Origin of the sequence: Streptomyces sp. NPDC004667 (assembly GCF_040609475.1) — a bacterium.
GTDB lineage: Bacteria > Actinomycetota > Actinomycetes > Streptomycetales > Streptomycetaceae > Streptomyces.
Genome location: NZ_JBEXKC010000087.1, coordinates 19,091 through 28,073, shown reverse-complemented (window position 1 = coordinate 28,073; position 8,983 = coordinate 19,091). Strand labels below are relative to the sequence as shown.

Genomic DNA, 8,983 nt, shown 5'->3' with positions numbered 1-8,983 from the left:
CTTCCTCAACTGGTCCACGACCACCGTGGCCGACATCACGGCCGCCGCGACCTACGCGCACTTCTGGTCGATGTTCACCGACGTCCCCCAGTGGGTGCTCGCCTTCATCGCCCTGGCCGTCGTCCTCACCGCGAACCTGATCTCGGTGAAGTACTTCGGCGAGATGGAGTTCTGGTTCTCCCTCGTCAAGGTCGCCGCCCTCGCGATCTTCCTGATCGTCGGCATCTACCTCGTCGCCACCAGCCACGACATCGGCGGCCACACCCCGGGCCTCGCCAACATCACCGACAACGGCGGCATCTTCCCGTCGGGCGTGCTCCCGATGCTCCTGGTCATCCAGGGCGTCGTCTTCGCGTACGCCTCCGTCGAGCTCTGCGGCGTCGCCGCGGGCGAGACCGAGAACCCCGAGAAGATCATGCCCAAGGCGATCAACTCGATCATGTGGCGCGTGGGCCTCTTCTACGTCGGCTCCGTGGTCCTGCTCGCCCTGCTGCTCCCGTACACCGAGTACTCCGGCGACCAGAGCCCCTTCGTCACGGTCTTCGACAAGCTCGGCGTCCCCGGCGCAGCCGGCATCATGAACCTGGTCGTCCTGACCGCGGCCCTCTCCAGCCTGAACTCCGGTCTCTACTCCACCGGCCGCATCCTGCGCTCGATGGCCGTCTCCGGCTCCGCCCCCAAGTTCACCGGTGTCATGAACAAGGGCAAGGTCCCCTACGGCGGGGTCCTGTTCACCGCCGCCTTCGGCGTCGCGGGCGTCGGCCTGAACTACTTCATGCCCAAGGACGCCTTCGAGATCGTCCTGAACTTCGCCTCGCTCGGCATTCTGGGCACCTGGGCGATGGTCATGCTCTGCTCGCTCCACTTCTGGCGGCGCGCGCAGCAGGGGCGCCTGGAGCGCCCCTCCTACCGCCTGCCCTGGGCCCCGTACACCCAGATCGTGACGCTGGTCTTCCTGGTCACCGTCCTGGTCCTGATGTGGTGCGACGGAGGCGTCGGCCGCACCACGATCCTCTTCGTCCCGGTCATCGGCGCGGCCCTGGTCGGCGGCTGGTTCCTCGTCCGTGGCCGGGTGGCGGAGATCGCCGCAGCCCGCTCCGGCGACTGACGGGCCGGACCACCGTCGTACCGAGAAGAAGGCCCCCGCACCCCGGTGCGGGGGCCTTCCCGTCGTACCGGACGTTCCCTGTCCGCGCGGGCGGCCGGGACGTCCACGGCACGCGCGTGTGACGAGCGCCACAACGCGGTCCCTGGACGCACTGCCGCGGCACTGCTCTCATGGGTCTTCGCGCCCGGCCGACGATCTTGGACGGGCGCAGGGGAGCGGTGGCGTGTACGCATTCGGCAGGGCATCGGGAGTTCCGCAGCACTTTCCCCCGCGGGCCGCACCACGGCAGGGGGTGGAATCCGTCGCGCCCGCAGCCCGAAGCGATGGAGCCGAACGAGTCGGCGCGCCCCCGCCCGCCGCCCGCCCCGACGACCGCGGCCCGGTGGAAGGGCCGCACGCATGGGGGCGGTAACGGCTCTGGAGAAGCTGCTGCCCGTGGTCCTCGCCTTCGGCTGCGGCGTCCTCCTCGCGCGGCGCAAGGTGGTGCCGGCGGACAGCTCCAAGGTCTTCGCCGACTACGCGTTCCTCTTCGCGGTCCCCTGCTACCTGTTCGGCAACATCTACGCGAGCGACCTGGCCGCCCTCTTCGACTGGAGGGCGATCGGCGGCTACGCGGCCGCGGCCGGCTGCGCGGTCGTCGCCATCGGCATCGCGGCCCGGCTGACGGGGGTCCTGGACCCCCGGGCCGTCGCGCTGCGGATCATGGCCGGGGTGCAGGTGAACACCGCCTACTTCGCCGTACCGGTGTTCATCATGCTCTTCGGGAACGCGGCGCCGATCTTCCCCGTGCTGCTGTTCCAGGTCTGCGTGCTGTCCCTCGTGGTCATCTCGGTCATGGAACTGGGCCGCCCGGCCGCCGGAGGCCCGGGGGTACGGCTCGCGCGGGCCGTCGGGGCCTCGCTCGTGACGCCGGTGGTCCTCGCCTGCAACGCGGGCATCCTGCTCAACCTGCTGTCGGTGCACCTGCCGAAGGCGGTCCTGGACAGCTTCGCGTTCGTCGGCGACAGCGCCTCCCCGGTGGCGCTCTTCGCCCTCGGGCTGCACCTGGGAGGCGCCGGCCTCACGATCCGGGGCACCACCCCGGAGGAGGTGTGGCTCATCGCCTTCAAGTGCGCGGCCTTCCCCCTCATCGCCTGGGCCGTGTGCCGCTACCTCTTCGGCGTCGAGGACGAGTGGCTCGGCTACCTCGTCCTGATCGCCGCGATGCCGGCCCCGCAGAACCTCTTCATCTTCGCGCAGCGCTACGACGTCGACGTCGCCATGTCGGCCGAGCTCGTGGTCAAGAGCTCCCTGGCATCGCTGCTCCTGCTGCCCCTGTGGGTCCAGTGGACCGTCCACTTCGCCTGACCCCGCAGCGGGCCCGCGCGGCCCGGAGAACGAAGGGGGACCCCGCCGGTGCCAGCAGCCGGGGGACTCAGTTCAGGGCCGCCAGCGCACCGGTTATGAGAGACCGAGCAGCAGCACCCCGCGCGGCTCCTTGTGAGAGCCGTTCGAAGGCTCTGGCGTACAGCTCGACTTGGCTGGGCTGCATGAGGGTGGAAGCGGCATCCAGACTGTCCGCATGCACCCTGGCATCATCGAAGATCGTGAAAGTGGGCATCGGCCACACGGTCCGTTGTGCTGAGAAGGGGACGATGCCCACGGCGACATTCTGGAGATCCATAACCCCGAGTAGGTGGCCAAGCTGCGCCGCCATGGTCTCGGCACTGCACAGGCGATACCGCAATACGGACTCCTCCAGGACGAACGAGAACCGGCGTGCGCCGTTGCTCAGCACCGCGTTACGCCTTATGCGGGCCGCCACGGCCTCACTCACGTCGTTGGGGGTTCCCCGGAAGTCCGCGATGGACGACAGAAGAGCAGCGGCGTATCCGGGCGTCTGGAGGAATCCGGGGACCACGTCGGAAACGTAGACCCGGAACGCTTTGGTTTGTCGGTACAGGTCGCCTGTGGACTCTTGCAGGCGACGGAGACCGCTCCGCTGGAGTCCTCTCCACTGCACATGAGCATGGGCGGACTGCCTGTTTGCCGCGATCAAGTCAGGGGTCTGATCGTCTGCGGAACAGGCTCGGCACCACGCTTTGATGTCCGCATCGGATGGAGGTGTCTTGGCGTTCTCGATTCTGGACGACTTCGACTCGGACCAGCCGCACCTGACAGCCAGCTCCCGCCCGCTGATCCCCGCATCCTTCCGGATCTCGCGCAGACGCCCTGCGAGGTCTTCGCGAGCCTTCTGCACGCTGGAAGAGGGGTGTGGGGGCACGGAGCCGGCCTTCGTCAGATCTCGTACAGGTGGTGTGGGATAGCTCGCTCCCAGACCGCCTCGAAGGCATGGGAGCACAGCTTCACAACTTCCGGGTCGGCCGTGATCTCGTCCTCCACCACCACGCCGTCACCGGAGAAATGGTGCACTCGGAGAAGCGCGCCATCGAACAGCCAGAAGTCGTTCCCTGGCAGGGGGACGCTCGTGGCCCGTAGCCGTGGCAGCCACCGGACCTCCTCGCCGGCAGTAACGTTGGCGTGGGTGACGTAGTGCTCCCAGCGGATGTATTCCGATACGGGCTCGGAGACCACCCGGGCCCGGCGGATCGCCACGCCCCGGGCCACGGTATCCGTGATCAGCTGGTCATAGGAGTGCCACCAGGATTCGCGGTCTTCCCGATTGATCCGCTCACCCCGCTTCCATGCCTCGAACCGGTCCGTCGGGGCGTATGAGTCGCGCAGCTCCAAGTGGACGGCTGACCGCTCGCACTGTCCAAGCAGCTCAGCGAAGCTGGGCACGCTCGACGGCATCACAGGCCTCCCTGATCATCGGAATCATCCGGGCCGGAGTCCTGATGATGGCTTCGCTGTCGGGCGCCGGACCGTTCGCGGGGCTTTTCCCCTCGCGCTCCGCCTGAGTCTCGGGGCTCGGCTTTCATCCCTGCAACAGGGTCTCCTGAGCTTCTCCGTCCGCCCAGACAGTAGGGCAGTGGTCCCGGTCAGTGTTGGGGTCGATACCGACGAACTCTACGGCCATGGCCGGCTCCCTGGTCTCGGTGCTTGCTCGGGCTTGCATGAGCTTGGCTGAGCAGCAGAGACAACGTCAATAGTGCTGCCAGCCAAGCAAATTGGCGTGCAAGCCCATGCAAGTTTGTGGAGCCCGCGACTGCTCACTTCCTAGGGTCATCGCATTGACCCCGGAAGCGATCGGGAGGGCGCGACGTGATGAAAACGGAACCCACGCGGTGGCAGGAAGAGCCGGTGACGCTGCCTACGCGGAAGGAACGTCCCACGCCCCGGCCGGTGGCTGGTTGCCCCGAGTGCACGCGGCTGGGCCAGCTTCGGAAGGCCGCTGTGATGGAGCGGGACTACAGCACGATTGTTGACTGCAACATCCTCCTGGGGATGCACGGGACGGGCCACTGATGGAAATGCAGACGTGGCGGGATTCCTGGGGCCGGGCCGACAACGCTTCGGAGTCCATGCGCACTGCCCTGGCCGCCCTCGGCGTTCCCGAGACGGTGTGGAACAGCCTTCGGCCCGCGGTGACCCACAACGGAGGGGCCTACGTGGACTTCGGCAGGCTCCCGGCCGATGTGGTTGAGCAGATCGCCGAAGCCCTTCGCCTTCCCGCAGCTCCCTGCTGACTCCCGCCCCATGCCGGGGCGGGGCCTCGGCCGGCTCGCGTACCGAGAGGAGGTGCGGAGATGACCGATCCCGGTGACAAGGAGGGCGGCGAGAAGTTCCCGCCCCCGCCCGCCGTATAGCGAGTCCCCAACCGTCGAGAGAGAGGGAATCTCACTGTGACGACCATGCTGGAATCTCCCGTCGCCGTACGGCGCGGGCGGGACCTCGTCGGTCCCGAGCTGTTCGAGAAGGTGTCGGAGTTCTGCGCGCAGGAGTACGGACACGAGCTGTCCACCGCCCGCCGGATCGTGGACCAGGCCCTCGCCTTCCTCAAGGTCATGGGCGACACCCGCGCGTTCGACATGACCCCGTCCGACGCCGTGGACCCCGGATGGCACTCCTTCGTGCTCCACACCCGGGCGTACGCCGCCTGGTGCGACGAGCAGTTCGGGTTCTTCCTCGGGCACGAGCCCAAGGCCACCGTCCGCACCCGCCCGCTGATCGGTTCCGTGGTGGACCGCGTCAGGGCCGCCGGGTTCCACGTGGACGACCGGCTGTGGGGCGCGGCGAAGGACTGCAACCCGCCCGCGTGCTGCGGTGACGGCGACGGCTGCTGATCCCCCCCCACCGAACGGAAGCGGTCCGGGCGTGGCCAAGGCGCCCGGACCGCCACAGCCAAGGGTTCCCAAGATGAGCGGCAAAGACGAGGGCCTGACCGGACGAGGCCGGGTCACGGTGTTCGCGATGTTCGGCACGGTCGTCGGCTACGCCACACACCATCTCGACGAACGACGGATCGGCGACGTGGCCGCGATCGGCCCCCTGACCCCTGGTGTCGAGTGGCCCCGGCTGTGGCAGATGGCCCGTACCTGCGGCAGGCCCGCCGCCAAGGACACCGAACTCGCTCAGTGGATCCTGATCCAGGCGACCCGGGCGTTCGTCTGCGGCAGCGACCGTATCGCGCAGTTCCATGACCAGGGCTGGAAGCTGGAGCCCGGCGGGAAGCGCGTCAGCTTCGAAACCACCTACGCCAACCGGGACCACCTGTGGACCGGCAACCTGACCGTGGACGGCCTCAGCCCTGACCAGGTGGCCGAGCGCCCTTCGCCCTACCGCGCGTAGTAAGGGTGCAGCGCGCAGGCCGGCGGCCTCCCGAGCGGGCCGACTCGACCTGCCATCCCTCGTGTGACCTGGGGATTCGCTGGGCCGCTGGTCCCGTGGTCGGTCACGCCACAGCCCGGAAAAGCAGAAGACCCCACATGAAGTGGGGTCTCAGCTGGTGTCCGAGGGGGGACTTGAACCCCCACGCCCGATAAAGGGCACTAGCACCTCAAGCTAGCGCGTCTGCCATTCCGCCACCCGGACAAGGTGTCTGTCTCGCGTCCCTCGCGGGCCGTTCCGACGTGGAAAACATTACCAAACATTCGGGGCCCCCGATCACACCCCCCGGTGACCGGGGAACGCCCTTGGGCGGAGCGGCCCGGAGCGGGAGGATGGGGACGTAGCCGGTACTGATCAGTGGGAGGAAGCAGCGTGAGCGAATCGGGCACGGGCAAGAACGTCTCCGGCGAGGACGAGGTCGTCGACCTCTGCCGGGACCTCATCCGGATCGACACCAGCAACTACGGGGACCACTCGGGACCGGGCGAGCGCAAGGCGGCCGAGTGGGTCGCCGAGAAGCTGGCCGAGGTCGGGCTGGAACCGCAGATCTTCGAGTCGCACAAGGGGCGCGCCTCGACCGTCGCCCGCATCGAGGGCGAGGACCCCTCCCGGCCCGCGCTGCTGATCCACGGGCACACCGACGTGGTCCCGGCCAACGCCGCCGACTGGACCTACGACCCCTTCGCGGGCGAGATCGCGGACGGCTGCGTGTGGGGCCGCGGCGCGGTCGACATGAAGGACATGGACGCGATGACGCTGGCCGTCGTCCGCGACCGCATGCGCAGCGGCCGCAAGCCCCCCAGGGACATCGTGCTGGCCTTCCTCGCGGACGAGGAGGCGGGCGGCACGTACGGGGCACGGCACCTCGTGGACAAGCACCCCGGGCTCTTCGAGGGCGTCACCGAGGCCATCGGCGAGGTCGGCGGGTTCTCCTTCACCGTGAACGAGAACCTGCGCCTCTACCTCGTGGAGACCGCCCAGAAGGGCATGCACTGGATGCGGCTCACGGTCGACGGCACCGCGGGCCACGGCTCCATGACCAACACCGACAACGCGATCACCGAGCTGTGCGAGGCCGTCGGGCGCCTCGGCCGCCACCAGTGGCCGGTGCGCGTCACCAAGACCGTCCGGCACTTCCTCGACGAACTCTCGGACGCCCTCGGAACCCCGCTCGACCCCGACGACATGGACGCCACCCTCGTCAAGCTCGGCGGCATCGCCAAGATGGTGGGCGCCACCCTGCGCAACTCCGCCGCCCCGACGATGCTCGGCGCCGGCTACAAGGTGAACGTGATCCCCGGCCAGGCCACGGCGCACGTCGACGGCCGCTTCCTGCCGGGCTACGAGGACGAGTTCTTCGCCGACCTCGACCGGATCCTCGGCCCGCGCGTGAAGCGGGAGGACGTGCACGGGGACAAGGCCCTGGAGACGGACTTCGACGGGCGGCTCGTGGACGCCATGCAGGGCGCCCTGAAGGCCGAGGACCCGATCGCGCGCGCCGTCCCGTACATGCTCTCGGGCGGTACGGACGCGAAGTCCTTCGACGACCTCGGCATCCGCTGCTTCGGCTTCGCGCCGCTGCAGCTGCCGCCGGAGCTCGACTTCGCCGGGATGTTCCACGGCGTGGACGAGCGCGTGCCGGTCGACGGGCTCAAGTTCGGAGTGCGGGTGCTCGACCGGTTCATCGACAACGCCTGACGGCCCGGAATCGGGCGGGTGTGCGCATTCCACTGAGAAGAGTGAATGCACTCATACGCTCGTAGCCCTGGTGATCCCTCCTCGTTACAGGTGGTGCGGTCCGCGGCTGGGACCGCACTTGCCTACTAGGAGGAACAATGCTCAAGAAGGTTGTCGCCGCTGCGGCTGCCACCGGTGGTCTCGTTCTCGCGGGTGCCGGCCTCGCCGCCGCCGACGCGGGTGCGCAGGGTGCGGCCATCGGCTCCCCGGGTGTCCTGTCCGGCAACGTCGTCCAGGTTCCGGTCCACGTGCCCGTGAACGTCTGCGGCAACACGATCTCCGTGATCGGCCTGCTCAACCCGGCCTTCGGCAACACCTGCGTCAACGCCTGACGCGTCTGAAGTACTGGCCCCGGAGCGCATTCCAGCGCTCCGGGGCCGCCGGGCTTTCGGGCCCGGACCACACCTTCGGCGCGGCAGGCGGGGGAGCCTGTACGGCCTGAGCGCCGACCGACACGCACACACCAGGGGACGAGTACAGATGCGACGACCGGTTCAGGTCACGAGGAAGACGCTGATCACGATGGCGGCGGCGGGGGGCGTCCTCGCGATGGGCGGCGGCTACGCGCAGGCCGCCTCCGGGGCGTCCGGGCACACCGCGAACTCGCCGGGCCTGCTGTCCGGGAACAACGTGCAGGCGCCGGTGGACGCACCGGTGAACGCCTGCGGCAACACGATCTCCGTGATCGGCCTGCTCAACCCGGCCTTCGGCAACAGCTGCGCCAACACGTCCGCCACGCCGCAGCACCCGGGCCACCCCGGCGGCGGGGACGACGAGGACTGCGACGAGCCGGGCCACCCCGGCAACCCGGGCACTCCGGGCGGTCACACCCCGGGCAACCCGGGCACTCCGGGCGGTCACACCCCGGGCAACCCGGGCACTCCGGGCGGTCACACGCCGGGCAACCCGGGCACTCCGGGCGGTCACACGCCGGGCAACCCCGGCACTCCGGGCGGTCACACGCCGGGCAACCCCGGTACCCCCGGTGGCCACACCCCGGGCAACCCCGGCACTCCGGGCGGTCACACGCCGGGCAACCCGGGGACTCCCGGCGGTCAGACTCCGGGGAACCCCGGCACGCCCGGTGGTCAGACCCCGGGGAACCCCGGCACCCCGGGCGGTCAGACCCCGGGGAACCCCGGTACCCCCGGTGGTCAGACCCCGGGCAACCCCGGCACTCCCGGTGGTCAGACGCCCGGCACCCCCGGCGGCCAGACGCCCGGTTCCGGGACGCCCGGACTCGCCGCCACCGGCGCGGGTGACGTCATGACCGCCGGAATCCCGATCGCGGGCGGCCTGCTGCTGGCCGGAGCCGTGCTCTACCGGCGCGCCCGCAACGCCGCCTGACGGGTACCGTGACGCGGGCCC

10 protein-coding genes, 1 tRNA gene and 1 pseudogene are annotated in these 8,983 nt (G+C 69.5%); 8 read left to right on the top strand and 4 right to left on the bottom strand.

All coding sequences use genetic code 11. From position 1 onward, the window contains the following. Both ABZW32_RS32695 and ABZW32_RS32690 read left to right on the top strand, forming a co-directional pair. Positions 1 to 1,108 (top strand): amino acid permease (locus ABZW32_RS32695; RefSeq protein ID WP_356223056.1); only part of this gene is annotated, 1,108 nt, incomplete at its 5' end. A gap of 399 nt (positions 1,109 to 1,507) precedes the next feature. After that, on the top strand, positions 1,508 to 2,455 hold the full coding sequence (locus ABZW32_RS32690) for an AEC family transporter (RefSeq protein WP_356223054.1): 948 nt from the start codon (positions 1,508 to 1,510) through the stop codon (positions 2,453 to 2,455). A gap of 67 nt (positions 2,456 to 2,522) precedes the next feature. On the opposite strand, the gene ABZW32_RS32685 is transcribed toward ABZW32_RS32690, so the two are convergent. The 3 genes and pseudogenes from ABZW32_RS32685 to ABZW32_RS32675 all read right to left on the bottom strand — a co-directional run bounded on the left by ABZW32_RS32685 (position 2,523) and on the right by ABZW32_RS32675 (position 4,127). Beyond that, positions 2,523 to 3,371: a helix-turn-helix transcriptional regulator gene (locus tag ABZW32_RS32685; RefSeq protein WP_356223051.1), complete on the bottom strand. Its 849-nt coding sequence runs from the start codon at positions 3,369 to 3,371 to the stop codon at positions 2,523 to 2,525. 14 nt (positions 3,372 to 3,385) lie between these two features. Then, a complete protein-coding gene (locus ABZW32_RS32680) occupies positions 3,386 to 3,901 on the bottom strand; it encodes a DUF6879 family protein (RefSeq protein WP_356223050.1) in 516 nt (171 codons plus the stop codon). Beyond that, positions 3,873 to 4,127: pseudogene (locus tag ABZW32_RS32675) on the bottom strand (hypothetical protein). Before ABZW32_RS32675 ends, ABZW32_RS32680 begins: the two are co-directional and overlap by 29 nt. A gap of 388 nt (positions 4,128 to 4,515) precedes the next feature. On the opposite strand from ABZW32_RS32675, the gene ABZW32_RS32670 reads away from it, so the two are divergent. The 3 genes from ABZW32_RS32670 to ABZW32_RS32660 all read left to right on the top strand — a co-directional run bounded on the left by ABZW32_RS32670 (position 4,516) and on the right by ABZW32_RS32660 (position 5,839). Next, positions 4,516 to 4,737, top strand: coding sequence for a hypothetical protein (locus ABZW32_RS32670; protein WP_356223047.1), 222 nt, complete (start codon positions 4,516 to 4,518; stop codon positions 4,735 to 4,737). 165 nt (positions 4,738 to 4,902) lie between these two features. Continuing rightward, the gene (locus tag ABZW32_RS32665) at positions 4,903 to 5,334 is read left to right on the top strand and encodes a hypothetical protein (protein WP_356223044.1); all 432 of its coding nucleotides are present in this window, start codon (positions 4,903 to 4,905) and stop codon (positions 5,332 to 5,334) included. Positions 5,335 to 5,407: 73 nt separating this feature from the next. Continuing rightward, on the top strand, positions 5,408 to 5,839 hold the full coding sequence (locus tag ABZW32_RS32660; protein ID WP_356223042.1) for a hypothetical protein: 432 nt from the start codon (positions 5,408 to 5,410) through the stop codon (positions 5,837 to 5,839). A 155-nt stretch (positions 5,840 to 5,994) separates the two neighbouring features. Here the strand turns inward: ABZW32_RS32660 and ABZW32_RS32655 are convergent. Continuing rightward, positions 5,995 to 6,082, bottom strand: a tRNA-Leu gene (locus ABZW32_RS32655). A gap of 168 nt (positions 6,083 to 6,250) precedes the next feature. Here ABZW32_RS32655 and ABZW32_RS32650 point away from each other — a divergent pair. From ABZW32_RS32650 to ABZW32_RS32640, 3 genes are all read left to right on the top strand, one after another. Continuing rightward, a complete protein-coding gene (locus ABZW32_RS32650) occupies positions 6,251 to 7,576 on the top strand; it encodes a M20/M25/M40 family metallo-hydrolase (RefSeq protein WP_356223039.1) in 1,326 nt (441 codons plus the stop codon). A gap of 137 nt (positions 7,577 to 7,713) precedes the next feature. Continuing rightward, complete coding sequence (gene chpH, locus ABZW32_RS32645) at positions 7,714 to 7,947, top strand: chaplin ChpH (protein WP_030238980.1); 234 nt, start codon at positions 7,714 to 7,716, stop codon at positions 7,945 to 7,947. 148 nt (positions 7,948 to 8,095) lie between these two features. After that, a complete protein-coding gene (locus ABZW32_RS32640) occupies positions 8,096 to 8,962 on the top strand; it encodes a chaplin family protein (protein WP_356223036.1) in 867 nt (288 codons plus the stop codon). The last annotated feature ends 21 nt before the right edge of the window (positions 8,963 to 8,983 follow it).

Bases quoted from the DNA above. Each gene is read 5' to 3' on its own strand.
- ABZW32_RS32640 (WP_356223036.1), top strand. From the start codon at position 8,096: ATGCGACGACCGGTTCAGGTCACGAGGAAGACGCTGATCACGATGGCG.
- ABZW32_RS32680 (WP_356223050.1), bottom strand. From the start codon at position 3,901: ATGCCGTCGAGCGTGCCCAGCTTCGCTGAGCTGCTTGGACAGTGCGAG.
- ABZW32_RS32670 (WP_356223047.1), top strand. From the start codon at position 4,516: ATGGAAATGCAGACGTGGCGGGATTCCTGGGGCCGGGCCGACAACGCT.
- ABZW32_RS32665 (WP_356223044.1), top strand. From the start codon at position 4,903: ATGCTGGAATCTCCCGTCGCCGTACGGCGCGGGCGGGACCTCGTCGGT.
- ABZW32_RS32690 (WP_356223054.1), top strand. From the start codon at position 1,508: ATGGGGGCGGTAACGGCTCTGGAGAAGCTGCTGCCCGTGGTCCTCGCC.
- ABZW32_RS32660 (WP_356223042.1), top strand. From the start codon at position 5,408: ATGAGCGGCAAAGACGAGGGCCTGACCGGACGAGGCCGGGTCACGGTG.
- chpH (WP_030238980.1), top strand. From the start codon at position 7,714: ATGCTCAAGAAGGTTGTCGCCGCTGCGGCTGCCACCGGTGGTCTCGTT.